Origin of the sequence: Cognatishimia activa (assembly GCF_017798205.1) — a bacterium.
GTDB lineage: Bacteria > Pseudomonadota > Alphaproteobacteria > Rhodobacterales > Rhodobacteraceae > Cognatishimia > Cognatishimia activa_A.
Genome location: NZ_CP060010.1, coordinates 163,404 through 189,104, shown reverse-complemented (window position 1 = coordinate 189,104; position 25,701 = coordinate 163,404). Strand labels below are relative to the sequence as shown.

General features: G+C 57.8%; 26 protein-coding genes. 10 read left to right on the top strand and 16 right to left on the bottom strand.

All coding sequences use genetic code 11. The features are described from left to right. Positions 1–62 precede the first annotated feature (62 nt). A complete protein-coding gene (locus HZ995_RS00905; RefSeq protein ID WP_209356826.1) occupies positions 63–1,229 on the top strand; it encodes an SPOR domain-containing protein in 1,167 nt (388 codons plus the stop codon). 2 nt (positions 1,230–1,231) lie between these two features. Here the strand turns inward: HZ995_RS00905 and HZ995_RS00900 are convergent, their stop codons facing one another. Both HZ995_RS00900 and HZ995_RS00895 read right to left on the bottom strand, forming a co-directional pair. After that, complete coding sequence (locus HZ995_RS00900; RefSeq protein ID WP_209356825.1) at positions 1,232–2,245, bottom strand: hypothetical protein; 1,014 nt, start codon at positions 2,243–2,245, stop codon at positions 1,232–1,234. Between the two features lie 81 nt (positions 2,246–2,326). After that, a complete protein-coding gene (locus HZ995_RS00895) occupies positions 2,327–3,955 on the bottom strand; it encodes an AMP-binding protein (RefSeq protein ID WP_209356824.1) in 1,629 nt (542 codons plus the stop codon). A 173-nt stretch (positions 3,956–4,128) separates the two neighbouring features. On the opposite strand from HZ995_RS00895, the gene HZ995_RS00890 reads away from it, so the two are divergent. Next, a complete protein-coding gene (locus HZ995_RS00890) occupies positions 4,129–4,770 on the top strand; it encodes a sulfotransferase family 2 domain-containing protein (protein ID WP_209356823.1) in 642 nt (213 codons plus the stop codon). A 52-nt stretch (positions 4,771–4,822) separates the two neighbouring features. Here the strand turns inward: HZ995_RS00890 and HZ995_RS00885 are convergent, their stop codons facing one another. The 7 genes from HZ995_RS00885 to HZ995_RS00855 form a co-directional block, all read right to left on the bottom strand. Next, positions 4,823–7,012, bottom strand: a complete 2,190-nt coding sequence (locus HZ995_RS00885; protein WP_209356822.1) for a 3-hydroxyacyl-CoA dehydrogenase NAD-binding domain-containing protein — start codon at positions 7,010–7,012, stop codon at positions 4,823–4,825. Between the two features lie 11 nt (positions 7,013–7,023). Next, a complete protein-coding gene (locus tag HZ995_RS00880; RefSeq protein WP_209356821.1) occupies positions 7,024–8,235 on the bottom strand; it encodes an acetyl-CoA C-acetyltransferase in 1,212 nt (403 codons plus the stop codon). A gap of 22 nt (positions 8,236–8,257) precedes the next feature. After that, the gene (locus tag HZ995_RS00875) at positions 8,258–8,899 is read right to left on the bottom strand and encodes a glutathione S-transferase family protein (RefSeq protein ID WP_209356820.1); all 642 of its coding nucleotides are present in this window, start codon (positions 8,897–8,899) and stop codon (positions 8,258–8,260) included. Positions 8,900–9,190: 291 nt separating this feature from the next. After that, entirely contained in the window at positions 9,191–9,403 is a 213-nt protein-coding gene (locus HZ995_RS00870; RefSeq protein ID WP_209356819.1) for a hypothetical protein, read from the bottom strand. 6 nt (positions 9,404–9,409) lie between these two features. Then, complete coding sequence (locus tag HZ995_RS00865; protein WP_209356818.1) at positions 9,410–11,185, bottom strand: acyl-CoA dehydrogenase C-terminal domain-containing protein; 1,776 nt, start codon at positions 11,183–11,185, stop codon at positions 9,410–9,412. A gap of 20 nt (positions 11,186–11,205) precedes the next feature. Next, the gene (locus HZ995_RS00860) at positions 11,206–11,607 is read right to left on the bottom strand and encodes a MerR family transcriptional regulator (protein ID WP_209356817.1); all 402 of its coding nucleotides are present in this window, start codon (positions 11,605–11,607) and stop codon (positions 11,206–11,208) included. Between the two features lie 177 nt (positions 11,608–11,784). After that, the gene (locus tag HZ995_RS00855; RefSeq protein ID WP_209356816.1) at positions 11,785–12,150 is read right to left on the bottom strand and encodes a MerR family transcriptional regulator; all 366 of its coding nucleotides are present in this window, start codon (positions 12,148–12,150) and stop codon (positions 11,785–11,787) included. A gap of 74 nt (positions 12,151–12,224) precedes the next feature. On the opposite strand from HZ995_RS00855, the gene HZ995_RS00850 reads away from it, so the two are divergent. From HZ995_RS00850 to HZ995_RS00840, 3 genes are read left to right on the top strand one after another with little or no spacing between them, the layout of a single operon-like run. Next, on the top strand, positions 12,225–12,644 hold the full coding sequence (locus HZ995_RS00850; RefSeq protein WP_209356815.1) for a PaaI family thioesterase: 420 nt from the start codon (positions 12,225–12,227) through the stop codon (positions 12,642–12,644). After that, positions 12,644–13,159 (top strand): PaaI family thioesterase, encoded by a 516-nt coding sequence (locus HZ995_RS00845; protein WP_209356814.1) that lies wholly within the window; start codon positions 12,644–12,646, stop codon positions 13,157–13,159. The genes HZ995_RS00850 and HZ995_RS00845 overlap by 1 nt, the downstream gene beginning before the upstream one ends. 3 nt (positions 13,160–13,162) lie before the next feature. After that, on the top strand, positions 13,163–14,476 hold the full coding sequence (locus HZ995_RS00840; RefSeq protein ID WP_209356813.1) for an MATE family efflux transporter: 1,314 nt from the start codon (positions 13,163–13,165) through the stop codon (positions 14,474–14,476). On the opposite strand, the gene arsC is transcribed toward HZ995_RS00840, so the two are convergent. Genes arsC through HZ995_RS00825 form a run of 3 tightly spaced genes read right to left on the bottom strand, consistent with a single transcriptional unit; the run spans position 14,473 to position 16,204 of the window. Continuing rightward, positions 14,473–14,811 (bottom strand): arsenate reductase (glutaredoxin), encoded by a 339-nt coding sequence (arsC, locus tag HZ995_RS00835; RefSeq protein WP_209356812.1) that lies wholly within the window; start codon positions 14,809–14,811, stop codon positions 14,473–14,475. The two genes, HZ995_RS00840 and arsC, sit on opposite strands and share 4 nt — an antisense overlap. Beyond that, positions 14,808–15,866: a quinone-dependent dihydroorotate dehydrogenase gene (locus HZ995_RS00830; RefSeq protein ID WP_209356811.1), complete on the bottom strand. Its 1,059-nt coding sequence runs from the start codon at positions 15,864–15,866 to the stop codon at positions 14,808–14,810. The genes arsC and HZ995_RS00830 overlap by 4 nt, the downstream gene beginning before the upstream one ends. Further along, a complete protein-coding gene (locus HZ995_RS00825; protein ID WP_209356810.1) occupies positions 15,863–16,204 on the bottom strand; it encodes a DUF952 domain-containing protein in 342 nt (113 codons plus the stop codon). The genes HZ995_RS00830 and HZ995_RS00825 overlap by 4 nt, the downstream gene beginning before the upstream one ends. A 162-nt stretch (positions 16,205–16,366) precedes the next feature. On the opposite strand from HZ995_RS00825, the gene HZ995_RS00820 reads away from it, so the two are divergent. Continuing rightward, positions 16,367–17,944 carry a bifunctional metallophosphatase/5'-nucleotidase gene (locus HZ995_RS00820; protein ID WP_209356809.1) on the top strand — a complete coding sequence of 526 codons (1,578 nt, stop codon included), beginning with the start codon at positions 16,367–16,369 and terminating at the stop codon, positions 17,942–17,944. Positions 17,945–18,173: 229 nt separating this feature from the next. On the opposite strand, the gene HZ995_RS00815 is transcribed toward HZ995_RS00820, so the two are convergent. Both HZ995_RS00815 and HZ995_RS00810 read right to left on the bottom strand, forming a co-directional pair. Continuing rightward, entirely contained in the window at positions 18,174–19,118 is a 945-nt protein-coding gene (locus HZ995_RS00815; protein WP_209356808.1) for a pirin family protein, read from the bottom strand. Positions 19,119–19,133: 15 nt separating this feature from the next. Next, the gene (locus HZ995_RS00810; protein WP_209356807.1) at positions 19,134–19,430 is read right to left on the bottom strand and encodes a GNAT family N-acetyltransferase; all 297 of its coding nucleotides are present in this window, start codon (positions 19,428–19,430) and stop codon (positions 19,134–19,136) included. 155 nt (positions 19,431–19,585) lie between these two features. On the opposite strand from HZ995_RS00810, the gene HZ995_RS00805 reads away from it, so the two are divergent. The 4 genes from HZ995_RS00805 (at position 19,586) to HZ995_RS00790 (ending at position 22,545) form a co-directional block, all read left to right on the top strand. Continuing rightward, positions 19,586–19,891 (top strand): DUF1992 domain-containing protein, encoded by a 306-nt coding sequence (locus HZ995_RS00805; protein WP_209356806.1) that lies wholly within the window; start codon positions 19,586–19,588, stop codon positions 19,889–19,891. A gap of 6 nt (positions 19,892–19,897) precedes the next feature. Next, the gene (locus HZ995_RS00800) at positions 19,898–20,554 is read left to right on the top strand and encodes an SOS response-associated peptidase (RefSeq protein ID WP_209356805.1); all 657 of its coding nucleotides are present in this window, start codon (positions 19,898–19,900) and stop codon (positions 20,552–20,554) included. A 97-nt stretch (positions 20,555–20,651) separates the two neighbouring features. Beyond that, positions 20,652–21,467, top strand: coding sequence for a bifunctional allantoicase/(S)-ureidoglycine aminohydrolase (locus tag HZ995_RS00795; protein WP_209356804.1), 816 nt, complete (start codon positions 20,652–20,654; stop codon positions 21,465–21,467). Positions 21,468–21,549: 82 nt separating this feature from the next. Continuing rightward, positions 21,550–22,545: a type I glyceraldehyde-3-phosphate dehydrogenase gene (locus tag HZ995_RS00790; RefSeq protein WP_209356803.1), complete on the top strand. Its 996-nt coding sequence runs from the start codon at positions 21,550–21,552 to the stop codon at positions 22,543–22,545. A 117-nt stretch (positions 22,546–22,662) separates the two neighbouring features. On the opposite strand, the gene lpdA is transcribed toward HZ995_RS00790, so the two are convergent. Both lpdA and aceF read right to left on the bottom strand, forming a co-directional pair. Then, positions 22,663–24,399 carry a dihydrolipoyl dehydrogenase gene (gene lpdA / locus HZ995_RS00785; protein WP_209356802.1) on the bottom strand — a complete coding sequence of 579 codons (1,737 nt, stop codon included), beginning with the start codon at positions 24,397–24,399 and terminating at the stop codon, positions 22,663–22,665. A gap of 13 nt (positions 24,400–24,412) precedes the next feature. After that, positions 24,413–25,681: a dihydrolipoyllysine-residue acetyltransferase gene (gene aceF, locus HZ995_RS00780; RefSeq protein ID WP_209356801.1), complete on the bottom strand. Its 1,269-nt coding sequence runs from the start codon at positions 25,679–25,681 to the stop codon at positions 24,413–24,415. Positions 25,682–25,701: the final 20 nt, after the last annotated feature.

The following is a 25,701-nucleotide window of genomic DNA, read 5'->3' as shown; positions in this document are numbered from 1 at the left end:
AGTAGAGCTTTACTCATTTAGGGTTTTGCGTCTAAAGTGTCCCCATATCTTGTGGGGGCACGATGCAGTTCAAAAAAACACTCTCCTACACGCTTTTGGCCGCGATGACGTTGGCCACAGCTGTTGAGGCGCGTTCTTTGCGCGATGACGGCGTGCCCGCCGAAGTGCCTCCGGCGTCGTTCAAGGGCAACCAATATGTGGACAGCCGTGGCTGTGTGTTCATCCGCGCAGGCGTGGATGGGTCGACCAGCTGGGTGCCGCGCGTGACCCGCGACCGCAAGCTGGTCTGTGGTATGCAGCCGACCGGTGTAGGCGGAACGACAACCGTTGCCGTTGCAGACGAACCTGAGATTATCGAAATCACCCCGACGGCACCTGCACCGAAGCCTGTGACCGTTGCTGCTGCGCCGAAACCAAAGCCAGTAGTGCGCATACCCTCGCCGCGCGTTGCTCCTGCACGACCCGTTGTCGTGCATCAGCCCGCAGCCATCGCGCCAGCGCCGCAAGTCGCACATGCCGGAGACGGCTGCGCGCATCTGTCCGCTCAAAGCCGCCAATACCTGAGCCACCCGACCGCGAATGTGCGCTGTGGATCCCAGACCCAGGCCCTGAATGGAGGCCTCACCGCCCCAAGCAGTGGATACAAGATGCCAAGCTATCAGGATCACAATGGTCAGATGGTAGTGACCGCAGGCGTGTACCCCGGCCAAACCGTGAAATCGGGTCACGTCGCGGGCAATACGCATGTGATCCCGCAACATCTCTATCAATCTCATCAAGAAGCCAAGCAGGTCGTTGAGCCTCCTGCCGGATACCGCACGGTTTGGAAGGATGATCGCCTGAACCCGAACCGCGGTGTTCAGACCATCAACGGCCAGCAGGCGATGGCCGGGGTGTGGGACACCAGCAAAATCCCGATGGTCGCGCATAAACCGGGTGCGGTCTCGACTAAAACGACGATGAGCACGCGCAGCTATGGCGGCGGCAACACAATGGTGATCACGCCGAACACCTATGTGCAGGTGGCGGCCTATGGCTCCTCAGAGGACGCCCAGCGAGTGGCCAAACGCGTGCGTAGCATGGGGCTGCCAGTGCGGATCGGGAAACAGCGTCAGGGCTATCAAGAGGTGCGCATGGTTCTGGCGGGACCGTTTCATTCGCATGCGGCCGCGCAGTCGGCATTGAGCAAAGCCCGCTCGGCAGGTTTTCACAACGCCTACATCAGGTAAGTCTAAGTCGCGCAGATATCCTGCAATGCGACCCATTCACCATCTGTGAGGATTGGCGCGCCTTGGGTGATGACCGCATCGGCTTCGATCAGATTGAGCGTGGTTTCCCCAGATATATCAAGCGCATAGGCGTAGGGGCTGGCCGATAGGCCAAGCTCCGAAAATCCTTCGATCAGCGCTGTATCCGAGGCTTTGCCGGCGGGCGAGATCGCCAGATGTTCGGCGTAGGCTGACAGGGTCTCGGGGGCCAATTGACCCGAGGTGAGCAGACGGAAACTCTCGGTCACGCCGCCAAATTCGAGGATGCGTTCCAGTGGATCGTTTTCCTCTGCGAATTTGGCTTCGGCCAGCATGAACCCAATGGCGGCGGCCGGGTCGTCAAAGTCTTCGACGATACTGCGCCCAACGACCAAGGCCGTACCCGGCAAAGAGGCTGTGGATTTCACGCCCCCCGGAACGACGAGAATTTCAGACACGCCAATGGTTTGCGCGAGTTTCTTCAGGGCTTGATCGCCAAGGCCCGAGTGACAGACAGATCCTGTCGTACGTTCCAGATGTCCGATCACATCATTGCCGATCACCACGCGGTTCAGATCCGGTACAAGCCCAACAACATGGCTGCGCAATGCGTTCGGAAGCCAGAGGGTCAGGCCAGCAGCCAAAGCAGCGACGCTGCCCAAAAGGATCGCCCACCTAAGGCGTCCGGGGCGGGGTTTTCCGCGATGCAGGGCTTTACGGAGCGTATCGATGGCCTCGACCATCTCGACCTCGTTTTCTGCCAGCTCAAGGCTTTCTGAATCGTCGCCGCCGGGAATGAAAATCGCAGGGGTCTTGCCCGGGTTCGCGCGTTCCACAGCCGTCAGAGACCAATGGGACAGCGGGCGATCCTGCATGTCAGAGATCAAAAGGCTCGCGTCCCCGATCGAGATAATGACCTCACGACGCTGCGCCTCGGGCGTTTCACGCCAAAGGGCTGAGGCCTCTAGCCTCTGATATTTTTCAAATGCGGTGCTCATGTGCGTGGCTGCTCTGCCATCTTTGTTGATGCCAGTTTAGCGCGAAAGGATAGCGTGGGCAATCACGCCCACGCGGTAGATTTAGTCGCCGTTTGCGATTTTGCGCAGCTCGAACTTTTGGATTTTGCCGGTCGAAGTTTTCGGCAGCTCTTGGAACAGCACATGTTTGGGGGCTTTGAAGCCCGCCAGCGTCTCGCGGCTGAAGGCAATCAGATCTTTGTCCGTGGCAGTCGCGCCGGGTTTGAGTTCGACGAAGGCGCAAGGCACTTCGCCCCATTTCTCGTCGTTCTTTGCAACCACAGCCGCGAGCAGAACGTCCGGGTGCTCCATGAGAACGCCCTCGACTTCGACTGAACTGATGTTTTCGCCACCGGAAATGATGATGTCCTTGGCGCGGTCGGCGATCTGGATATAGCTGTCTGGGTGCTGCACAGCGATGTCGCCAGAGTTGAAATACCCGCCTTTGAAGGCCTCTTCGGTGGCCTCGGGGTTCTTCAAATACCCCTTCATGACCGAGTTGCCGCGAATGGCGATTTCGCCCTGCGTTGTACCGTCCATAGGAACCGGATTATGCTCGCTGTCGCGCACAATCACAGGTTCCATCATCGGGAAGGCCACGCCTTGCTGACTCTTACGCGCTGCGACTTCGGCGGTGCTCATGTCGTCCCAATCGCCGCCTTTCCAATAGCATTCAGTCACGTGCCCATAGGTTTCGGTCAGACCGTAAACATGGGTGATATTAAACCCGAGCTCTTCGATTTTCGCGAGGGTTGCTGGGGCAGGGGGTGCGCCCGCGGTGTAGGTCTCGACAATGTGGTCAAAGTCTCGACGGTCTTCGGCCGGCGAATTGACCAAGGCGTTCAGAACAATCGGAGCCCCGCCCATGTGAGTCACGCCTTCATCGGCGATGGCGTCAAAGACGTTCTTGGCCGTGATGTCGCGGCAGCAGACCACGGTGCCGCCCAGAACCGGCATCATCCAGGTGTGGTTCCAGCCGTTGCAATGAAACAGCGGCACGATCGTCAGATAGACAGGATGCAGGGTCAGACGCCAGGACACGACGGTGCCCATGGTCATAAGATAGGCGCCGCGGTGGTGATAGACCACGCCCTTGGGACGACCCGTGGTGCCCGAGGTGTAGTTCAGCGCAAGGCTTTCCCACTCATCCTCAGGCATGATCCAGTCGAAATCCGCGTCACCGCCTGCGACGAAGTCTTCGTACTCGACGTGATCGCCGCTTGGCGGAAAGCCTGCTTGGGGGTCTGCGACTTCGATGATGGTTGGGGCCGGGCCTTCCATTTTCTCAATCGAGGCCTGAACGAGGGGCAAAAGGCTAGTGTCTACCAGCACGACTTTGGCTTCTCCGTGGTCAAAAATATAGCCAACGGTCGAGGCATCCAGACGCGTGTTAGTCGTGTTCAGGACCGCACCTGAGGCTGGCACACCAAAGCTCGCTTCACATTGCGCGGGTATGTTGGGCAAAAGCGTTGCCACAACGTCACCGGGCTGAACGCCCATTTTCACCAGAGCCGAGGCAAAGCGCGTGCAGCGTTCATAATATTCCACATAGGTCTTGCGGTGGTCGCCGTAGACATTGGCCAGACGATCCGGAAACACCTGAACCGCGCGGCGCAAATGGCTGAGCGGGGTCAGCGGTACAAAATTGGCCTCGGTTTTGCCAAGTCCGGTTTCATCTTTCATCCAGCCCATGGAACGCCTCCCTCATGTCCATTTGCCTGCGTTCTATCAGGGCCTTACCCGCTGTTGATAGCTGGTAGAAATCCGGTCCGTAGAACTGCGGTGGTTTACATGAGCGAGGGGGCTGGCCTCTGTCAAGCGCTTCGCTCTTTCATCGGTGCAGGCGCAGATGTAACGTGCCGTCCATGATCATTTCGCACGGACGCAGATATATCTTTGTGCATATTCCCAAGACAGCGGGCACAGCGATGGCGCTGGCGCTTGAGGGGCGGGCGATGAAGGATGATCTGATGCTTGGAGACACGCCCAAAGCGCTAAAACGGCGGCGGCGGTTGAAGGACGTTCAGGCAGCGGGGCGCTTGTGGAAACATTCGACTTTAAGCGACATTGAGGGGTTGGTGAGCGCTGAAGAGATTGGCTCTTATTTTACCTTCACCCTGGTGCGGAACCCGTGGGATCGCATGGTAAGTTACTACCACTGGCTAAAGGATCAGAGCTTCGCGCATCCGGCCGTGACATTGGCGCAAGAGCTAGAGTTTCAGGGCTTTGCGCAACATCCGCAGACGATGAAGAGCTTCAGGTCTAGTCCCTACGCCAGCTATCTGACGCTTCGAGGCCACGAGCGCGCGTCCTGTTTCATTCGGATCGAAAATTTCGAAGAGGACGCGCAACCGCTGTTTGACCACCTCGGGTTTTCCTTGTCGCTGTCGCGGGTCAATGCCTCTGACCGCAAAGCCGACTATCGCGCCTATTATGACGAGAAAACCAGCGCAGCGGTTGCCGACGTCTGCGCCGAAGACATCGCACGATTCAAATACAGTTTCTAAGACGAAAAAGCCCCGGCCGAGGGACCGGGGCTTTTCCAAGATGTGACAGCGATTACGCCGCCGCAGCCTGTGGCCCAAAGCGGCCATAGAAGTCCTGACCTTTCGCCGCCATATCCCGCAACAGGGCAGGGGTGGCAAAACGTGCGCCATGGGCCTCAGTAAGGGCATCGCAGGTCTCTGCCGCCCATTCCGCGCCCACGATATCGAGCCAAGAGAAGGGACCACCCGACCAAGGCGCAAAGCCCCAGCCCAGGATCGCGCCGACATCGCCTTCGCGGATGTCTTCCAGCACGCCTTCTTCCAGCGCGCGGACCGCTTCCAGCACCTGTGCGAACATCAAGCGGTTCTGGACTTCGATCAGCGAAGGCTGCTCGGACGAGAGTGCGTATTTCTCGCCCAGTCCGGTCCAGAGCCCTTCGCGTTTGCCTTTCTCGCTGTAGGAATAAAAGCCCGCGTTGGCTTTGCGACCCAGACGGCCTTCGTCAAACATCCAGAACAGGATCTCGTCGCAGGCATCGTCATAATCAGCCCCCATGGCATCTTTCGTGGCCTTGGCGATTTTGACGCCCAGATCAATCGAAGTCTCATCGGTCAGCTGCAGCGGACCCAGAGGCATGCCCAGCATTTTGGCCGCATTCTCGATCAGCGCAGGCGCGACGCCTTCGGTGACCATGCGGATGCCTTCGTTGATGTATGGGATGATGCAGCGGTTGGCGTAGAAGAAGCGCGCGTCATTGACGACGATTGGTGTCTTCTTGATCTGACGCACAAAGTCGAGCGCTTTGGCCACGGCCACATCGCCGGTCTCGCGGCCTTTGATGATCTCAACCAGCATCATTTTCTCTACAGGCGAGAAGAAGTGGATGCCGATGAACTTATCCGCCCGCTGTGATGCTTTCGCCAGTTCGGTGATCGGAAGGGTCGAGGTGTTTGTGGCAAAGACGCAATCTTCGCCCACGATGGCCTCAACCTTCTTGGTCATCTCGGCCTTGACGCCCACATCCTCAAAGACAGCCTCAACGATCAGATCACAACCTTTCAGAGTCTCAAGATCCGCGGTCGCGTTGACCAGACCCAGCATCTTTTCTTTCTGCTCGGGCGTGGATTTCTTACGCGCGATGCCCTTGTCGGCAAAGGCTTCGATATAGGCTTTTCCCTTGTCGGCGGCCTCCTGGTCGCGGTCGATCAGAACGACCTCGATGCCCGCTTTGGCGGAAACCAATGCGATTCCTGCGCCCATCATACCTGCGCCCAGAACACCAACCTTCTTGACGGTCTGATCGGCAACAGCTGGACGGTTCGCGCCTTTCTCCAAGGCCTCTTTGTTGATGAAGAGGCTGCGGATCATGGCAGAGCTGCTTGGGTTCATCAGAACATGGGTGAACCAGCGTGCCTCGATCTTGATTGCAGTGTCAAAGGGCACCAGAGCGCCTTCGTAGACCGCAGACAACATCGCTTTGGCCGCCGGGTAAACACCTTGCGTGTTGCCATTGACCATGGCGTTTGCACCGACAAAGGTCATGAAACCTGCAGGGTGATAAGGCGCGCCGCCTGGCATTTTATAGCCTTTTTCGTCCCAAGGTTTGACGATCTTTGGTTCCGACAGAACCCACGCCTTTGCATCGGCCATCGGATCCTCGGAGACCTCATCAATCAATCCTGCGGATTTGGCTTTCTTCGGATCAGAGAGCTTACCCTGCAGCAGGAACGGAGAAGCCGCCATCGCGCCCAGCTTGCGAGTCAAACGCGTGGTGCCGCCCATACCCGGGAAGATACCAACCATGATTTCCGGCAGGCCGATCTTGGCCTTTGGATTGTCGGCTGCAAAGATACGGTGGCAGGCCAGAGGGATCTCAAACCCAATGCCCAGAGCCGTGCCCGGCAGCACACATGCAATCGGCTTGCCGCCCTTGTTGGTTTTCGGATCCATCCCCGCGCGCTCGATTTTGCGCAGGATGCCGTGGGTCTGCATCAGACCATCCATCAGGCCTTGCTCAGGCGAGCCGCCGGCCATTTCTTTCATCTTCGCGATGATGTTCAGGTCCATGCCGCCGGCAAAAGAGCCGGGCTTGCCTGAGGTGATGATGATGCCCTTACAGGCCTCATCCGCGAGGGCTGCATCCACCATAGTGTCCAGATCCATGAACCCTTGCTGGTTCATGACATTCATGGACTTGCCAACGGTGTCCCACGTGATGACGCCAACGCCGTCTGCGTCCAATGCGTAGCTAAAATCGCTCATGATCTCTCTCCTTAGACGCGTTCGATGATGGTGGCAGAGCCCATGCCCGCAGCCACACAAAGGGTTGCCAGACCGACTTCTTTGTCCTGACGCTCAAGCTCGTCCAGAAGCGTGCCGATGATCATCGCGCCTGTTGCGCCCAGCGGGTGACCCATGGCGATGGCTCCGCCGTTCACGTTGACTTTGGCGTCATCCACCTGGAAGGCCTGCAAGAAACGTAGAACCACGGCCGCAAAGGCTTCGTTCACTTCAAAGAGGTCGATGTCGTTGATGGACATGCCGTTCTCGGCGAGGATTTTCTCGGTGACGGGAACAGGGCCAGTAAGGTTGATGGTTGGTTCCGAGCCGATCTTGGCGTTCGCTTTGATGCGCGCGCGCGGTGTGAGACCGTGCTTTTCACCGAACTCTTTGTTGCCGATCAGGATCGCCGTCGCGCCATCCACGATGCCAGAGCTGTTGCCCGCGTGGTGCACGTGGTTCACGCGCTCCAGATGCGGGTATTTCATCAGAGCGACCTTGTCGAAACCCGGCATGACTTCGCCCATTTCCTGGAAAGAGGCCTTGAGTTTGCCAAGGTCTTCGGCAGTGGTGCCCGGACGCATGTATTCATCATGATCCAGAATGGTCAGGCCGTTGATGTCGGTCACTGGCACGATGGATTTGTCAAAACGGCGGTCTTCCCAAGCGGCGGCTGCGCGTGCCTGAGATTGCGCAGCAAATGCGTCGCAATCTTCTCGAGTAAAGCCATATTCGGTTGCGATCAGGTCGGCAGAAACACCCTGAGGCATAAAGTTCTCGCCCATCGCGATGCGTGGATCCACGGCCATCGCCGCGCCATCCGAGCCCATCGCCACCCGGCTCATGACCTCACAGCCGCCCGCGATATAAGCATCGCCTGCGCCGCCTTTGACTTGGTTGGCTGCGAGGTTCACAGCTTCCATACCGGAAGCACAGAAACGGTTGATCGCCAGACCCGGCACCGACTGATCAAAATCAGACAGCAGAACCGAGGCGCGTGCCAGACAGCCGCCGTTTTCCATGACTTGGGTCACATTGCCCCAGATCACGTCTTCAATGGCGTCGCCCGGCAGATCATTGCGGGATTTCACCGCGTTCAGCATTTGCGCAGACAGGGCGAGCGAGGTCACCTCGTGCAAGGATCCATCCTTGCGCCCCTTGCCCCGCGGGGTGCGCGCGGCGTCATAGATATAGGCTTCGGTCATACTTGCCTCCTAATTTTTAAAGTTACAGGCCACGGTCACTTGGGTGACCGGGCATAAGATCGTAGGGGTGTTTCCATCCCGGTGTGTTTTCGATGTTGCTGAGCCAGCGATCGATGTTCGGCCAATCGGCGCGGACAAATCCGTAGGGCTCAGGGTAGAAGAGATAGCCGCAGCAAGAGATATCGGCGTTGGTCAGGCCATCGCCAACGATCCAATCGCGGCCCTCAAGATGGGTGTTCAGGACCTTATAGGCGGCTTGCAGACGTCCTTGCAGAAAGCCAATGGCCTGCGCCGGACGTTTGTCCTCGGGCAGGAAGTTCATCAGAAAGCGTGTCACACCGTTCTGGCTGGAAAGTTTGTGGTTATCAAACAGCACCCAGCGCAGGATTTCATAGCGCTCGGCATCTGAGCTGCCACCAAACTTGCCGGTTTTGTCCGTGATGTACTGTTGAATGACGCCGGACTGCGTGAGCTTGACGTCGCCGTCCACAAGTACAGGCACTTCGCCCATTTCATTGACGTTGGACAAATAGTCTTCGCTGCGCGCTTCGCCGCCGAAGAAATCCACATAGACCGGCTCCCACTCGAGCCCCGACAGCTCCAAAGCCAGCGCCGCCTTATAGGCGTTACCGCTTTCGCCAAAGCAGTAGAGTTTAATCGTCATATGTGCCTCCCAGTCTTAAATGTCGCGGCGGGGGTTTCGCACCCCCGGGGTCAAAATCTGCGATTTTAACCCGCCCCCGCGGAGTATTTTTCGCAAGATGAATGTGGGTCTTTAGAGTTGCTTAACCAAGATCGGTTTCCCTGACGTCGCGGTACAGGCTGGAGAGCCGATGGCCGTGCAAGGTGAAACCCCATTTCGCACCCATCTCTCCGCGCGGTGCGAAGTGGGGGGATCCCGGATTTCATCTTGCTCCAAATACTCAAATCCCCAGAACTCCTGTAACGCTGACACTCATTTCTTGCGCCCGTCCAATTCCAGATTGAACCGGCGCAGCCGATGCAAAAGGCCTTCTTCATCTGTGATGCCGTCAAAGTTCTCAAAGACAAAGGAAATGGCTTCTCCTTCGTCCAGACCCGCCTCTGCTGCAAAGGACTTGAGACGACGATAGGCGTCCTCGGTCATGGCAATCGGTACTCGGCGGGTCAGGCGAAAACGTTTGGGCATCGTGGCTTAGAATGCCTCCGCGTCCAGAGCCATCACCGGATCCGCGCCGCTTTCGATGCGCGCAAGGTGCATCGCAGTGGCGGGCAGGCGGCGGGCCATATAGTAGCGCGCGGTGGCCAGTTTGGTTTCATGGAACGTGGTGTCGGACGTGCCATTTGCCAGCGCATCCAGCGACGCACGCGCCATTTTACCCCACATCAGACCCAAGCATACATGCCCAAAGAGGTGCATGAAGTCATAGGACCCAGAGAGTGCTGCATTCGGGTTTTTCATACCGTTTTGCATGAAGAACATGCCCGCAGACTGAAGGTGTTTGGACGCGGTCTTCAGCGGCTCGACGAAATCAGCCATGGTCTCATCCGCGCCTTGTTCTTTGCAGAAGTTTTTCACCAGCTCAAAGAAAGCCATGACGTGTTTGCCGCCATCTGCCGCCAGTTTGCGGCCCACAAGGTCCAGCGCCTGAACGCCGTTTGCACCTTCGTAGATCATTGCAATGCGGGCGTCGCGCGTGAACTGGCTCATGCCCCATTCTTCGATATAGCCGTGACCACCGTAGACCTGCTGTGCCAGCACGGTCATGTCGTAGCCTTCGTCAGTCAGAAAACCTTTCAGAACAGGCGTCAGCAGAGAAATCAGACCATCTGCGTCTTTGTCGCCATTGCGATGCGCGTCGTCCAGCAGGGTTGCGCCCCAGAGCGTGAAGGCGCGGGCGCCTTCGTTAAAGGACTTTTGATCCATCAAGGAACGGCGGATATCTGGATGGACGATCAGCGGATCGGCTGGGCCATCGGGGTTCTTCACACCAGTGACGTCACGACCTTGCAGACGGTCTTTCGCGTAGATCAGAGCGTTCTGATAGGCGACCTCGGATTGTGCCAGACCCTGCATCGCAACGCCCAGACGGGCTTCGTTCATCATGGTGAACATAGCGCGCATGCCTTTGTGCATGTCCCCCAGCAGATAGCCGGTCGCCTCGTCATAGTTCATCACACAAGTCGAGTTGCCGTGGATGCCCATCTTCTCTTCGATATTGCCGACGGACACGCCATTGCGCGCGCCCAGAGAGCCATCTTCGTTGACCATGAACTTCGGAACGATGAAGAGGGACACGCCCTTGATGCCTTCAGGGCCGCCCGGAATTTTCGCAAGTACGAGGTGGATGATGTTATCCGCCATGTCGTGCTCGCCCGCCGAGATAAAGATCTTCTGGCCGGATACCTTGTAGGACCCATCGTCCTGAGGCTCTGCTTTGGTGCGCATCAAGCCCAGATCGGTGCCGCAATGTGGCTCGGTCAGGTTCATGGTGCCGGTCCATTCACAGCTGACCATGTTTGGCAGATAGGTGGCTTTCTGCTCGTCGGTGCCATGCGCAAGGATCGCAGAGGCCGCGCCGTGGGTCAGGCCCTGATACATGGTGAAGGCTTGGTTGGCACCGGAGAAGAATTCGCCAACTGCGCTGCCGATGACCGCTGGCATATTCTGCCCGCCGAATTCCTCGGGCATGTCCAGACCAGTCCAGCCGCCTTCTTTCACCATTTCGAAGGCGTCTTTGAAGCCTTTGGGCGTATAGACCACACCGTTTTCCAGACGGCAGCCCTCCTTGTCGCCCACAACATTCAGGGGGGCGAGGACTTCGCTGGTCAGTTTGCCGGCCTCTTCGAGGATGGCATTTGTGAAATCCGCGTCTAACTCGTCATACCCAGGGGTTTTGCTTTCAGAAACCTTCAGGACATCGTGCAAAATGTACTGTGCGTCCTTTACTGGGGCTACATAGCTTGGCATCTCTTCTCCTCCGGAGCTTTTTACTCTGCTGCTTTTTTCTGGTTGTTAAACGAGGACAACATGCGTTCTCCCCATTTGAGCTGGGCCTTGAGATCGGCGATGGCTTCGTCCAGCTCTTCGCGCTGACGTTCCATGCCCTCAAGATGGCCTTTGGCGATCTCATAGGTGCGTTCGTATTGGGTCTGTTGCTGGTCACCTACGTCATAGAGGTTCAGCAACTGGCGGATTTCCTCGAGCGAAAAGCCAAAACGCTTGCCGCGCAGGATCAGCTTAAGCCGCGCGCGATCGCGGCGCGTGAACAGGCGTTTCTGGCCGTCGCGGATCGGGAACAATAGTTCCTTCGCTTCGTAAAAACGCAGCGTCCGCGGGGTCACGTCGAATGCATCGCACATCTGACGGATGGTCAAAGTGTCTTCGGTCATGTCATTTCCTCGCGCTAACAAAACGGTCGGTTACGTGGGTCTGAACAATATCTAGGAATTAGTTTACGTTTACGTAAGCGATACGCTACGTCACAAGTGAAGTTGACGTAGCGTCGACTTACGTCAACTTGAAAGCTGGACGCAGTTCAACCGTTTTGGCAATCGTAGGGGAGGGAATTAGTCGAGGTTTGACGCTGTTTCGGCGCGCAGCGCAGAGAGCTCTTCGATGGCTTCATCCAGCTGAGCGCGTTGCTCATGGAGATTCGCAAGCTGGTTGTCGGCCATATCCAGAAAGGCACGCATCTGTGCTTGGGTGCCTTCTTTTTCATAGATCAGCAGCCACTGACGCATCTCTTCAAGTTTGATGCCAAACTTACGCCCGCGCAGAATCAACGTCATGCGCGCGCTTTCCTTGGGGCCGTAGAACCGGCTGCGCCCTTCGCGCTCTGGCTGCAGGAGTTCGATATACTCATAGTACCGCAAAGTCCGAGGCGTTACGTCGAATTTCGCACACATCTCTTTGAAAGTTAGACGTTCGGTCATGAGTATTCTCCCTTGCGGGGAATTTAGGCCCAGTGTTCACTAAGGGCAACAGTTGTGACGTTGGGAAAGTAGCTATGGTCGATAAAACTAAGATCGCACAACAATTTATCAAAGCTCTGCCGCATTCGGCCGCCTTGGGGATGGAGTTCATTTCGCTTGAGGATGGAACCGCGGGAATTGCGATGGACTACGACGAACGCTTTATCGGAGACCCTGAATCCAAAGTGATTTCCGGTGGCGCTGTGTCAGCCCTTTTGGACACCTGTTGTGGTGCTGCGGTTCTGACTCACCCGAAAGCACCAGCACGTACGGCAACGATGGATTTGCGGATTGATTACATGCGCGGGGCAGAGCCAGGGCAAAGGATATCGGCCTTTGCTGAGGTCTATCACATGACCCGTTCGGTGGCCTTCGTGCGCGCGCGCGCCTTTGATGACGATATGGAAAACCCTGTGGCCACCGCCACTGGCGCCTTTACGATGGAGCACAAGTGATGAGCAGACCTCGCCCAGAACCCGTCCAAGTCGTCAAGCAACGTCGCGATGCCGTGCTGAAAGCGCTGGTGTCCAATATTCCGTACTACAGTTTCATGGGGTTTCAGTTCGACCGTCGGGGCGATGAAGTCACGGCCATCATGCCATATAATGACAGCTTGATTGGCAATCCGATGCTGCCCGCCTTGCATGGCGGGGCCTCTGCTGCCTTTCTAGAGGCCACAGCTCTGATTGTTCTGAGCTGGAGCACCCTGTGGGAAGACATGGAGTCAGGCGCCTTGTCATTGGAAGAACTGGAGGAGGGCAAGTTGCCGCGTCTGCCCAAGACGATTGATTTCTCGGTCGATTATCTGCGCACCGGTCTGCCTCGGGATTCCTATGCGCGCGCAACTCTGAACCGTTCGGGCCGCCGTTATGCGTCTGTGTTTGTCGAAGCCTGGCAGGATCAACGCAGCAGGCCTTATGTGCAAGCCACAGGTCACTTCCTGATGCCTCAGCGGCAGGACAACGTTTAAGCCATGACCCAGCAAGCGGAGATCACCCACCGCCGCGTGCTGAAGATCGCCGTACCCATTGTGCTGTCCAACGCCACGGTGCCCATTCTTGGGGCGGTTGACGTTGGCGTTGTGGGGCAGATGGGCGAAGCGGCTCCGATTGGGGCTGTCGGCATGGGCGCGATCATTCTGACGACGCTCTATTGGTTCTTTGGCTTTTTGCGCATGGGCACGGCCGGTTTGGTCGGTCAGGCCAATGGGGCAGGGGATAGCGCCGAAGTCTCGGCCATTCTGACCCGCTCTCTGATGATCGCAGGCACCGCGGGCGTCGGGTTGATTGTGTTGCAGGCCTTGCTCTTCCGCGGCGCATTTGCCTTGTCGCCTGCCTCTGAGGAGGTGGAGACTCTCGCGGCCTCATATCTACGCATTCGCATCTGGACGGCTCCTTTCGCAATTGCGGTTTATGCGCTGACTGGATGGCTTGTCGCGATGGAGCGCACCTCGGGGGTCTTTTGGATTCAACTCGTGATGAACGGGATCAATATCGTCTTGGACCTTTGGTTTGTCCTCGGGCTGGGCTGGGGCGTGCAGGGCGTTGCCTTTGCAACCGTGATCGCGGAGTTCACCGGTGCGGTCTTCGCGCTTTGGTATTGTCGCGATGCCTTTGACAACGTGGAATGGCGCAATTGGCTGCGGGTGTTTGACCGCGAGAAGGTCACGCGGATGATGGTTCTGAACCTCGATATCCTGATCCGTTCAGCCATGCTAATGGCGATCTTCACAAGCTTTGTCTTCATCGGCGCGCGTTTCGGCGATGTGACTTTGGCGGCAAACGAAGTCCTGACCCAGTTCCTGCATATCACGGCTTACGCGATGGATGGGTTTGCCTTTGCAGCCGAGGCCCTTATTGCGCGCGCGATTGGGCAATCCAACCGCGCCCGTGTGCGCAAGGCAGCGCGCTATTGCATGTTCTGGGGCGGGGTGACTTGTGTCTTTCTGGCGCTCGGCTTTGCGCTGGGCGGCGGGTATTTGATCGATGTCATGGCCAAGTCAGCCGATGTGCAAGACGTGGCGCGCCAGTATTTGTGGTGGATGGTCTTGGCTCCGGTCACGGGCTTTGTCGCCTGGATGTTTGATGGCATCTTCATAGGCGCAACGCGCGGGCGGGACATGCGCAACATGATGGCGGTGTCTTTTGTGATCTATATCGCTGCGGTCTTGGCCTTGGTGCCCGTTTACGGCAACGACGGGCTTTGGTCCGCGCTGATCATTTCCTTTATCGCACGGGGGATCACTTTGGGGCTGAAGTATCCGGGGCTTGAGAGATCTGTCGCCTAGAGGATCTCTTTCACGCTTTCAGGAGGGCGACCGATGCGCGCGCCCTTGTCGGTGATGACCACAGGGCGTTCGATCAATTTCGGAGCCTTGGCCATGGCAGCAATCAGCACCTCGTCGCTGTCCGTCTTGGAGAGGCCGAGCTCTTTAAATTCGGCTTCCCCTGTGCGCATCAGTTGGATCGCTGGAATGCCGAGCTGAGCCAGCACGTCCCGAATGTCCGCCTCGTTTGGCGCGTCCTCAAGGTATTTGCGGATCTCCACCGGCCCGTGTTCCTCGACAATTGCCAAAGTCGCGCGGGATTTTGAGCAGCGCGGGTTGTGCCAGATGGTGGTCATAGCCAGTCACTCCGTTTGGTGCCAACGGCCTCAGACACATTGGCAAAGCCGTCTTGTTCGATCAGCCGGTCCAGGCCCACGAGGATATCCTGCACCATCGACAGGCCGCCGTAGACCAAGGCTGTGTAAAGTTGCACGGCAGATGCGCCCGCGCAGATCTTGGCGTAGGCTTGTTCTGCGTTAGAAACGCCCCCGACCCCGATCAACGGCAATTTGCCTTCGGTCACATAGGACAGCCGCGCCAACACGCGCGTGGATTTTTCAAACAGCGGCGCGCCGGACAGCCCGCCCATTTCGTCGCGATGCTGCGACTGCAGGCCCGCGCGATCCAGAGTGGTATTCGTGGCGATCACGGCGTCGATCTTTAGCTCAAGCGCAACCTCGGCGATCGCTTCGATCTCTGCCTCGGTCAGATCAGGCGCGATCTTCAGGAAAATCGGGATCTTGCGATTGAGCGTATCGCGCACCTCGAGCACTCCGGAAAGGAGCGCGGAGAGGGCCTCTTTGCCCTGCAGATCGCGCAGTTTCTCGGTGTTCGGAGAGCTGACATTCACCGTCGCGAAGTCGAGGTGATTGCCGCAATGGGCGAGGACTTTGGCGAAATCCGCCGCGCGGTCGTCGCTGTCTTTGTTGGCCCCAAGGTTCAAGCCCAGAACCGCATCGCGTGGGCGTTTTGCCAGCCGCGCGGCAATCGCTTCCATACCCTGATTATTAAAGCCAAATCGGTTGATGGCGGCTTGATCTTCGGTCAGGCGAAACAGGCGCGGTTTCGGATTGCCCGGCTGCGCGCGCGGGGTCGCTGCGCCAACCTCAAAGAACCCAAAGCCAGCCCGCGACAACCCGAGCAAAGCCTCCGCGTTCTTGTCAAACCCAGCCGCCAATCCCAACGGGTTTGTCAGATCCAGGCCTGCTACAGTCGTGCGCATCCGAGGCGACGTCACCAGCCCCGGAGAGGCGGCCAGACCCAACTGCAATGATTTGATCGCAAGCCCATGCGCAGTCTCTGGATCAAAGCGATAGAGCAGGGGCATACCCAGCCGTTCGAGGAAATTCATTCCATGCCTCCGGCCGGAAACTGATGCGCGCCGTCAACCAAGGGCAAGGGCTGTGCCCAGAGCACATCGGCGAGTCGCAGAGTCCCATAAAGATGCGGAAACAAATCGCCGCCCCGTGAAGGTTCCCATTTTAGGGCTTCGCCCAATTTTTCACCATCCAGCGCCAGTAACAACAGCCCGTCCACACCAGCAAAATGCCGCTTAGCGGTCTCTTCGGCCTGCGCAGCGGTCGAGAAATGCACAAAGCCATCAGCGATATCAATCGGAGCCCCTTGGGATTCTCCGTTAGTTTTCAGGTCGCTCCATTCATCAGAGCGGAGGATTTTATAAATCTGCATGGCGCTGACATGCCCGTAACGTCAAGAATGGTCAAGTCGCGCGAGATGTCATTATACTGTTAAAGTTGAAAGTCTATTTCGGCTTGGGTGTTTGTCTTTTTCAAAGAGCTTTGAAAGCGTGGCTCTTTATTAGACGTTAACGATAATATGGGAGAAAAAAAGATGTCTAAACTACTCTTTACTGCAGCGGGTTTGGCGCTCACTGCGGGTATGGCGTCGGCGGATTATACGCTGACTATTTTGCATACCAACGACATTCACAGCCGGGTTGAGTCGATCAACCGGTTTGACTCGACCTGTAATGCGGACGGCGAAGCAGAGGGCAAATGCTTTGGCGGTATGGCGCGGATCAAGACGGCGGTTGATGCGAAACGCTCGGAACTTGCAGGCAGCAACTATGTTGTTCTGGACGCAGGCGATCCGTTCCAGGGCTCTTTGTTCTACACCACCTACAAGGGTGCGGCTGAGGCCGAGTTTATGGAAGCGATCGGCTATGACGTCATGGCCGTGGGCAACCACGAGTTTGATGACGGCCCCGAAGGCCTTGAGGCATTCGTGGACACCGTGTCTTTCCCTGTGATCTCTGGCAACCTTGATTTGACCTCGGAACCAGCGCTGAACGGCAAAGTGTCGAACCACGTTGTACTGAACGTTGGTGGCCAAAAGATCGGTATTATCTCGGCCCTTGCGGTCGATACCGTGGAAACCTCCTCTCCGGGTGAAAACGTGGTTTTCCAAGACGAGATCGAGAGCCTGAAGGCCGATGTTGCCGCGCTGGAAGCGGAAGGTGTCAACAAAATCATCGCGCTGAACCACGTTGGTCTGGCCAAAGACCTAGAGATTGCGGCTGCTGTGCCTGGTATTGATGTGGTCGTGGGTGGTCACTCCCACACGCTTCTGTCCAACACCTCTGACCGCGCGGCGGGCGCCTATCCAACCATGGTTGGTGCAGTTCCAGTGGTGCAGGCCTATGCTTATTCCAAGTATCTGGGCGAGCTGACCGTCACCTTTGATGACGCGGGCAATGTGACCTCTGCAATGGGTGAGCCGATCTTGCTGGATGCTTCTGTGACCCCTGATGCAGCAATGGCTGCGCGGATCGCCGAAATGGGCGCACCGATTGAGGAAATGAAGCAGCGCGTTGTGGCGGAAACCGCCGAAGCGGTCGAAGGCGCGCGTGAGTTCTGCCGGACTGGTGAATGCGCCATGGGCAACCTTGTGGCCGACGCGATGCTGGATCGTGTGAAGGACCAGGGTATTTCCATCGCTATCCAAAACGGTGGTGGTCTGCGCGCGTCGATTGACGCAGGCGAGGTCACCATGGGTGAAGTTCTGACCGTTCTGCCATTCCAGAACACGCTGTCGACCTTCTATGTGTCCGGTCAAACCGTGATCGACGCGCTTGAAAACGGCGTGAGCCAGGTCGAAGAAGTGAAAGGTCGCTTCCCACAGGTCGCGGGTCTGAAGTTCACCTGGGATGCCTCTGTGGCGGCTGGCGAAGGCCGTATCCAAGAGGTGATGGTCATGGAAGGTGGCGAGTTCGTCGCGATTGATCCAGCCAAGACCTATGGTCTGGTGTCCAACAACTATGTGCGTGGCGGTGGTGACGGCTATAAGATGTTCCGCGATGCGGACAATGCTTATGACTACGGCCCGGACCTCGCGGATGTGACCGCAGAGTATCTGGCGAAAGTTGGTCCTTATACGCCTTATACTGATGGGCGGATTGCTCAGAAGTAGACTAGTTTAACCCAGAAACTGAGAAGCCCGGCCCGCCATGGCCGGGCTTTTTCCTTTTAGAGTGGAATCAAGGCCGAAAGCCGCCGCTCTTGCGCCGACCCGACCCGCAGGGGCGGCGCATTTGTGAGGTTTCGCTCCAACACCGAACTAGAACGTGGGCTGAAACATAAAGTGGCAAATAGAACTGGCCAGATGCCGCCCCTCGGATCGGCGCAAGAGCGGCTTTGCGCTAGATCTTGATACGATCCTGCTTGTCCGAAATCGGAATGAACTCTTTCGTGTCACCGGGCGGCAGGTGAAACGGCCCGTTTGCCCAATCCTCGGTTTTCCAAGCCTCCTTCGCGGCCTCGATCTTGGCCTTGTCAGAGCTCACAAAGTTCCACCAGATATAGCGCGGCCCGTTCAGCGTCGCTCCGCCCAGAGCCATCAGTCGCGCACCCTGCGCGCCCGCTCGGATCGAGATCTTGTCCCCCGGTCGGAACACCATCATCTGGCCGACCTCAAACACTTGCCCGCTGACCTCAATCGACCCTTGCGTGACATAGATCCCACGGTCTTCGTGATTGTCGGGCAGGGGGAACTGCGCGTGGGCCTCTAGCACGACATCGGCATAGAAGATCTCGGATTGCATGGTCACAGGCGATGCGGCCCCCCAAGCGTCCCCAAGGATCAAACGCACCGACGCGCCGCCGTCCTGTAGATAGGGCAGCGCGGCTTCTTTGTGATGCTCAAAGTCAGGCGCCATGTCCTCTTTGTCCTCAGGCAGCGCGACCCAGGTCTGGATCCCAAACAGCGAGTGTCGCGTCGCGCGGGTCTCGTCCGAGGTGCGTTCGGAATGGGTCACGCCTCGGCCTGCCAACATCCAGTTCACCTCGCCGGGATAGATCATCTGGTGGGTGCCCAAAGAGTCGCGATGCTCAAATTCGCCCTGATACAGGTAGGTCACCGTACCCAAGCCAATATGAGGATGCGGGCGCACGTCGATGCCGCCCTCGGTGATGAACTCGGCCGGGCCCATCTGGTCGAAAAATACAAACGGCCCGACCATCTTGCGCTCGACCGAAGGCAAAGCACGGCGCACTTCGAAACCACCAAGGTCTCGCGCCCGCGGTACAATCATCGTCTCAATATTCTCAAGCGTGGCTTCGGGGTGTTGGCTTGGGTTCCAGCTCATGATCTGTCCTTTCGCTTAAGAGGCGCGCACATCGCGCGTTTCATCGGGGTGGCGGTCCATATAGCCCTTCATATACGGGCAGAGCGGCAGGATCTTTTGCCCCGCGGCTCGGGCATCTGCGACAAGCCGTTCTGCCAGTGCTTTTGCGATCCCTTGCCCCCGCAAATCGTCAGAAACCGAGGTATGGTCGGCAATCACCAAGGCACCTGAGGCGACCGAGATAGTTAGGATGCCTTCGCCCTCAAACCCGTCTACCTTTGCCAGATAGCTGGCTTTAGATCCTGTGTCTTCGCGTGTGATCGTTATCGTCATTGCGGCCTCCGAATGATTGGCTTTGACAAATGTAGCGTCTTTTGGCGGTCTGCCTATTCCACGCCTGTGCAGGAGACTTGCGCATTTTAGCACAGATGTTTGGCGCTCTGCGCAAATGGGCTGACAGGCAGGGGCGAGGGGCTTAGAAAGGGGATATGGATCACCCGCTCATTGACCTCATCAACCAAAAAATCGCGGCCGCAGAGGCGGAAGGCGCCTTTGACGACCTTGAAGGCGCAGGCAAGCCGTTGCCGCGCGAGGACGATCCCGAGAACGCTCTGATCAATCGCCTGATCAAGGAAAGCGGCGGGGTGCCCGAATTCGTATCGCTCTCGCGGGAACTGGCCAAACTGCGTGAGGAGCTACGCGAGACCGGCGATCGCACCAGACGTCAGGACATCATGAAAGAGATGTCGATGATGGAGGCCAAAATAGAGCTCGCCCGCAAACAGGCGCGATAGTCAGCGATGTGCGGGCGTTTCGCGATAACTCTGCCGACAGATGCCATGGCGCAATTGTTTGACGCAGCGCCAGCGAACGACATGCCCGATGTGCCCAACTACAACGTCTGCCCGACAACCGGCGTGCATGTGGTCATGTCTGAGGACAGTCGAAAGCTTGTCACCATGCGCTGGGGGTTCCTGCCGCATTGGTACAAGAGCCCGACGGACGGGCCTTTGCTGATCAACGCGCGTGCCGAAACCATTGCAGAGAAACCCGCCTTCCGCGAGGCCTGCCGCGCGCGCCGTTGCCTGATCCCGATCAGCGGCTTTTATGAATGGACCAAGGACGAGGCCGGCAAACGCTGGCCTTGGTACATACAGGGGCCAGAGACCTTGGCCTTGGCCGGTGTCTGGCAAGACTGGGGGCTTGAGGATGCCCGCCAGCGCACCTGTGCGGTTGTGACGATCAAAGCCAATGAGACCATGTCTCAGGTGCATCACCGAATGCCCGTTGTGATTGGCCAAAAAGACTGGGGGCTGTGGTTGGGCGAAGAGGGGTTTGGGGCCGCACCGTTGATGAAAGCAGCAGATGAGGACCTCTTGTCCTTTTACCAGGTCGATCCCAAAGTGAACTCCAATCGCGCGCAGGGGCCAGAGCTTATCGAGCCATTCCAGCCATGATTTTCAAACACAGGCTACGAGTGTTTTGGCGCCGTAACGCCTTGGCGGATGTGTCAAAATCAGGTTCTGTAGCGCAAGAGAACAGCGAAAGACTGCCATGACCACGTCTTATCATATCCCCGAAGGCGGCCTGCCTCCGCAAACCCAGATCACCACAACCCGCGCGATTTTCACCGAGGCTTTCGCGGTGATCCCGAAGGGCGTGATGACTGATATCGTGACCTCAAACCTGCCATTCTGGGAAAAGACACGCGCCTGGGTTCTAGCGCGCCCGCTCAGCGGGTTTGCCGAAACATTCTCGCATTACCTTATGGAGGTCGGCGCGGGTGGCGGCAGTCATAAGCCAGAGCTTGATCCAGAAGCACAGGGCGTTCTGTTTGTTGTCGGCGGTGAAGTGCAATTGACGCTTGGTGGCGCGACACACGAATTGGCCGCGGGGGGCTATGCCTATATTCCCGCGGGCAGCGAATGGACTCTTCTGAATACCAGCGATCAACCCGCACAATTTCATTGGGTCCGCAAAGCCTATGACGCGGTTGACGGCATCGATGCGCCAGAGGCTTTTGTGACGTCGGATGCAGACCATGCGCCCATTGCTATGCCCGACACCGAAGGGCGCTGGGCCACGACACGCTTTGTGGAGCCCGACGACATGCGCCACGACATGCACGTCAATATCGTGACTTTTGAGCCGGGCGGCGTGATCCCATTCCCGGAAACCCATGTCATGGAGCACGGTCTTTTTGTGCTCGAAGGCAAGGCGGTCTACCTGCTCAATCAACAATGGATCGAGGTGGAGGCCGGCGACTTCATGTGGCTGCGCGCCTTCTGCCCGCAGGCCTGTTATGCCTCAGGACCGGGCCGCTTCCGCTATCTGCTCTATAAGGACGTGAACCGGCATATGCCGCTCTAGATTGGTACAATTTCGCTCTGGCCATTGCGCGGCAAAGAGAGTGAAACTGCGCGCCTAAGCGACTCGCCATGAGGGCTGTGCAATGTCTGATCAAACAACGCGTATCTTTATTAATGGCTTTGGCCGGATCGGCCGAGCGGTCCTGCGTATTCTGAAACAGAACGCGGCCTATCGCGATATCGAAATTGTTGGCCTGAACGATATCGAGCCGCTCGAAACCTGCGCCTATTTGTTCGAATATGACTCGATCTTTGGGCCCTATCCGGGTGAGGTTGAGGCGGGCGATCAATCCTTGACTGTGGACGGTCAGGTCATTCCGTTCCACAGCGAAAAAGACATCTCGACATTGGATCTCAGCACCGTCGACGTGGTTCTGGAATGCACCGGCATGGCCGGCAAACGCGCCTTTGCCGAACATGGACTAGAGGCGGGGGCGAAGCGTGTTCTGATCTCTGGTCCCTCGGATGAGGCGGACATCACCATTGTGCTGGGCGCGAATGAAGATCAAATCGGCTCCCATCGCGTGGTGTCCAACGCGTCTTGTACCACCAACGCACTCGCACCTTTGATGAAAGTTCTGGACGCCGAATACGGCCTGATCAGTGGCCACATGACGACTGTGCACTGCTACACCGGCTCGCAGCCTACCGTCGACAAACCCCGCGCCAATCTCGAACGCAGCCGCGCGGCGGCGCTCTCGATGGTGCCCACGACCACCAGCGCCCAAAAGCTGATTGATCGCGTGCTGCCTCACCTGGAAGGCCGCGTCGAAGCCCGCGCGATCCGAGTGCCCACCGCCAGCGTCAGCGCCATCGACCTGACGATCCAGACAGAGTCCCCAGTCTCTGCAGAGACGGTGAACGCCTTGCTCAAGTCCAAGACCGCCGACGGCATTCTGGGCTGGACGCAAAAACCACTCGTCTCAACCGACCTGCGCATGCGCCCCGAGAGCCTCGTTATCTGCGAACGCGAAACCTCTGTCAGCGTCGGGGGCTTGTTGCGCGTCTTTGGCTGGTATGACAACGAGTTCGGCTTCTCCTGCCGCCTTCTCGACATGGTCCGCCTGATGGCTCGCTAGGTCTTTCTCTTGCCCAAAATATCCCGGATGAATTGGCCGCAGGCCAAGAGGGCAGAGCCCTAAAAGAAAAGCCCCGCCAATTGGCGGGGCTTTCTCGTCTCTTGCTTCTGTGCGCCCTTACTTGCGCTTTTTCGGAGGCATAAGATCGGTGATCGTGCCTTCAAACATTTCGGCTGCAAAGTTCACCGTTTCCGACAGGGTCGGGTGCGGGTGGATCGTGTGGCCCAGATCGGTCGCATCGGATCCCATCTCGATGGCCAGCGCCACCTCAGCAATCAGATCGCCGGCGTTTGGACCCACGATGCCAGCGCCAATCACACGATCAGTCTCGTGATCAAAGATCAGCTTCGTGATGCCTTCAGAGCGCCCCAGCGACAGCGACCGGCCCGACGCCGCCCAAGGGAACGAGCCCTTGCCGACCTTGATACCTTCCGCTTTCGCTTGGTTCTCGGTCACGCCAACCCAAGCCACTTCTGGATCGGTATAGGCCACCGACGGGATCACGCGCGCATCAAAGTGGCGCTTGTGGCCTGCTGCGACTTCAGCTGCGACCTTGCCTTCGTGGACGGCTTTGTGCGCGAGCATCGGCTGACCAACCACATCGCCAATCGCAAAGATATGCGCTTGACCCGTGCGTTGCTGGCTGTCGACCGCGATAAAGCCGCGCTCATCCACCGCAACCCCTGCAGCAGCTGCATTGATCTTGGCGCCATTCGGGCGACGACCGACAGAAACCAAAAGCTTGTCAAAGACATCGGTTGTGACCTCGCCCTTGTCATCCTCAAAGGTCACTTTCAGACCGTCCTCACGCGCTTCGACAGCGGTGACTTTGGTCTTAAGTTTGATGTCCTCATAGCGCGATTTGATGCGGTTATGCAGAGGCTTCACGATGTCTTTGTCAGCGCCTGGAATGATCTGATCCATCAGTTCTACGATGGTCACATCGGCGCCAAGCGCGTCATAGACCGTCGCCATTTCCAGACCGATGATGCCGCCGCCCAGAACCAACATCCGCTTTGGGATGTCTTTCAGTTCCAAAGCACCAGTCGAGTCAATCACACGCTCATCATCATGTGGGATGAAGGGCAAGGTGACCGGCTCGGACCCTGCTGCGATGATACATTGATCAAAGCTAACGGTCGAGCGTTTGCCGTTGTCGTTCACTTCGATCATGTTCGGTCCGGTAAAGGTACCGAAACCGGTCACAACCTGAACCTTACGGCCCTTCGCGAGGCCTCCCAGACCGCCGGTCAGCTGTTTGACCACAGAGTCCTTCCAGCCGCGCAGCTTGTCCAGATCGACATTCGGCGTGTCAAAAGTGATACCGTGATCGCCCATTTCCTCGGACTCGGTGATCACTTTGGCCGCATGCAACAGTGCCTTGGACGGGATACAGCCGACGTTCAGACAGACGCCGCCAAGGTTGTTGTCTTTCTCGATCAGCACGACCTTTTTGCCAAGGTCCGCCGCGCGGAACGCTGCGGTGTAGCCGCCCGGGCCAGACCCCAAAACCACGACTTCGGCATGTACATCGCCTGCACCAGTTGCGGTGCCGGTCGGCGCCACAGCGGTCGGCGCCGCTGGTGCCTCTGCGGCTGGGGCCGCTGCAGGGGCATCCGCCGCCGCAGCGCCTTCGAGAACCAAGATCACAGAGCCTTCTGATACATTGTCGCCCTCAGAAACTTTGATCTCTTTCACAGTGCCCGCCGCAGGGGAGGGCACTTCCATAGTCGCTTTGTCAGATTCCAGCTCAATCAGCGGGTCTTCTTCCGCAACCGTGTCGCCCACGGCGACCAGGATCGAGATCACAGGAACTTCGGAAAAATCACCGATATCAGGTACTTTAACTTCCATCAGATTATCCCCCTTACCACATCAACTTGCGCATATCGCCCAAGAGGGTCTTGAGCGTCACGGTAAACCGTGCGGCCAAGGCTCCGTCGATGGCGCGGTGGTCGTAAGACAGCGACAGAGGCTGCATCAGGCGCGGCACGAATTCTTCGCCGTTCCAGACTGGGGCCATTTTGGACCGTGTCAGACCAAGGATCGCAACTTCTGGTGCGTTCACAATCGGGGTGAAAGATGTGCCGCCGATGCCGCCTAGGGACGAAATCGTGAAGGTCGCGCCAGACATGTCAGGGCCCTTCAGCTCGCCCGCGCGGGCCTTGCCGGAGAGTTCCATCAGATCCTTAGAGATCTCAACGATGCCCTTGCGGTCCGCGTCTTTGATCACAGGTACCACCAGACCGTTTGGCGTGTCTGCCGCAAAGCCGATGTTGTAGTAGTCCTTCTTGATCAGCTTGTCGCCATCCGGATGGATCGAGCTGTTGACTTCCCAATGCTCTTTCAGGGCGGACACCGATGCTTTGATGACAAAGCTCAGGAGGGTCACGCGATAGCCGTTCTCTTTGGCCATCGTGTCCATTTCCTTGCGGTATTTGTCCAGATCCGTGATGTCAGCCTCATCATTATGGGTAACATGCGGGATATTGAGCCAAGAGCGATGCAGCGCAGGGCCAGAGATCTTTTTGATCCGTGGCATTTCCACGTCTTCGACTTTGCCGAATTTGCTGAAGTCGACCGCTGGGATCGGAGGGATCCCCATGCCGCCTTGCGCTGCTGCGCCACCAGAGGCCGCAGGGGCTGTGGTGGATTTCAGGAAGGCCGTGACGTCTTCGCGCAGGATCCGACCTTTGCGGCCAGAGCCGTTCACTTTGGAAATGTCGATGTCCAGCTGGCGTGCAAAGGCACGCACCGATGGGCTGGCGTGCGCCTTAGAGAAGCCACTGTCCGTGACAGAGGCCGCTGCCGGTGCCGCCGGAGCAGTGGCCGCCGCGGTCGCTGCCGCTGGTGCAGCCGCAGGAGCTGGCGCTGCTGCAGGGGCCTCGGTTGAGGCGGCTGCTTCGCCGTCCAAAACCACGATCAGGGTGCCCTCAGAAACGGGATCGCCTTCGGACACTTTGATCTCCTTGACCGTGCCTGCCGCAGGCGAGGGCACTTCCATCGTCGCCTTGTCGCTTTCCACTTCGATCAGCGGGTCTTCTTCGCTGACCACATCCCCCACGCTGACCAGAATGGTCACAACCGGTACGTCGGAAAAATCGCCGATATCGGGTACTTTTACGTCAATAGTCATAATCTTGTCTCCTCTCCCGA

Coding starts and splice junctions, on each gene's coding strand:
- HZ995_RS00870 (WP_209356819.1), bottom strand. CDS start 9,403: ATGCCCAAACGTTTTCGCCTGACCCGCCGAGTACCGATTGCCATGACC.
- HZ995_RS00860 (WP_209356817.1), bottom strand. CDS start 11,607: ATGACCGAAGACACTTTGACCATCCGTCAGATGTGCGATGCATTCGAC.
- HZ995_RS00825 (WP_209356810.1), bottom strand. CDS start 16,204: ATGCAGATTTATAAAATCCTCCGCTCTGATGAATGGAGCGACCTGAAA.
- HZ995_RS00905 (WP_209356826.1), top strand. CDS start 63: ATGCAGTTCAAAAAAACACTCTCCTACACGCTTTTGGCCGCGATGACG.
- HZ995_RS00900 (WP_209356825.1), bottom strand. CDS start 2,245: ATGAGCACCGCATTTGAAAAATATCAGAGGCTAGAGGCCTCAGCCCTT.
- HZ995_RS00880 (WP_209356821.1), bottom strand. CDS start 8,235: ATGACCGAAGCCTATATCTATGACGCCGCGCGCACCCCGCGGGGCAAG.
- HZ995_RS00820 (WP_209356809.1), top strand. CDS start 16,367: ATGTCTAAACTACTCTTTACTGCAGCGGGTTTGGCGCTCACTGCGGGT.
- HZ995_RS00830 (WP_209356811.1), bottom strand. CDS start 15,866: ATGAATTTCCTCGAACGGCTGGGTATGCCCCTGCTCTATCGCTTTGAT.
- HZ995_RS00855 (WP_209356816.1), bottom strand. CDS start 12,150: ATGACCGAACGTCTAACTTTCAAAGAGATGTGTGCGAAATTCGACGTA.
- arsC (WP_209356812.1), bottom strand. CDS start 14,811: ATGACCACCATCTGGCACAACCCGCGCTGCTCAAAATCCCGCGCGACT.
- HZ995_RS00790 (WP_209356803.1), top strand. CDS start 21,550: ATGTCTGATCAAACAACGCGTATCTTTATTAATGGCTTTGGCCGGATC.
- aceF (WP_209356801.1), bottom strand. CDS start 25,681: ATGACTATTGACGTAAAAGTACCCGATATCGGCGATTTTTCCGACGTA.
- HZ995_RS00865 (WP_209356818.1), bottom strand. CDS start 11,185: ATGCCAAGCTATGTAGCCCCAGTAAAGGACGCACAGTACATTTTGCAC.
- HZ995_RS00845 (WP_209356814.1), top strand. CDS start 12,644: ATGAGCAGACCTCGCCCAGAACCCGTCCAAGTCGTCAAGCAACGTCGC.
- HZ995_RS00810 (WP_209356807.1), bottom strand. CDS start 19,430: ATGACGATAACGATCACACGCGAAGACACAGGATCTAAAGCCAGCTAT.
- HZ995_RS00890 (WP_209356823.1), top strand. CDS start 4,129: ATGATCATTTCGCACGGACGCAGATATATCTTTGTGCATATTCCCAAG.
- HZ995_RS00885 (WP_209356822.1), bottom strand. CDS start 7,012: ATGAGCGATTTTAGCTACGCATTGGACGCAGACGGCGTTGGCGTCATC.
- HZ995_RS00805 (WP_209356806.1), top strand. CDS start 19,586: ATGGATCACCCGCTCATTGACCTCATCAACCAAAAAATCGCGGCCGCA.
- HZ995_RS00815 (WP_209356808.1), bottom strand. CDS start 19,118: ATGAGCTGGAACCCAAGCCAACACCCCGAAGCCACGCTTGAGAATATT.
- HZ995_RS00850 (WP_209356815.1), top strand. CDS start 12,225: ATGGTCGATAAAACTAAGATCGCACAACAATTTATCAAAGCTCTGCCG.
- HZ995_RS00875 (WP_209356820.1), bottom strand. CDS start 8,899: ATGACGATTAAACTCTACTGCTTTGGCGAAAGCGGTAACGCCTATAAG.
- lpdA (WP_209356802.1), bottom strand. CDS start 24,399: ATGGAAGTTAAAGTACCTGATATCGGTGATTTTTCCGAAGTTCCTGTG.
- HZ995_RS00840 (WP_209356813.1), top strand. CDS start 13,163: ATGACCCAGCAAGCGGAGATCACCCACCGCCGCGTGCTGAAGATCGCC.
- HZ995_RS00800 (WP_209356805.1), top strand. CDS start 19,898: ATGTGCGGGCGTTTCGCGATAACTCTGCCGACAGATGCCATGGCGCAA.
- HZ995_RS00795 (WP_209356804.1), top strand. CDS start 20,652: ATGACCACGTCTTATCATATCCCCGAAGGCGGCCTGCCTCCGCAAACC.
- HZ995_RS00895 (WP_209356824.1), bottom strand. CDS start 3,955: ATGGGCTGGATGAAAGATGAAACCGGACTTGGCAAAACCGAGGCCAAT.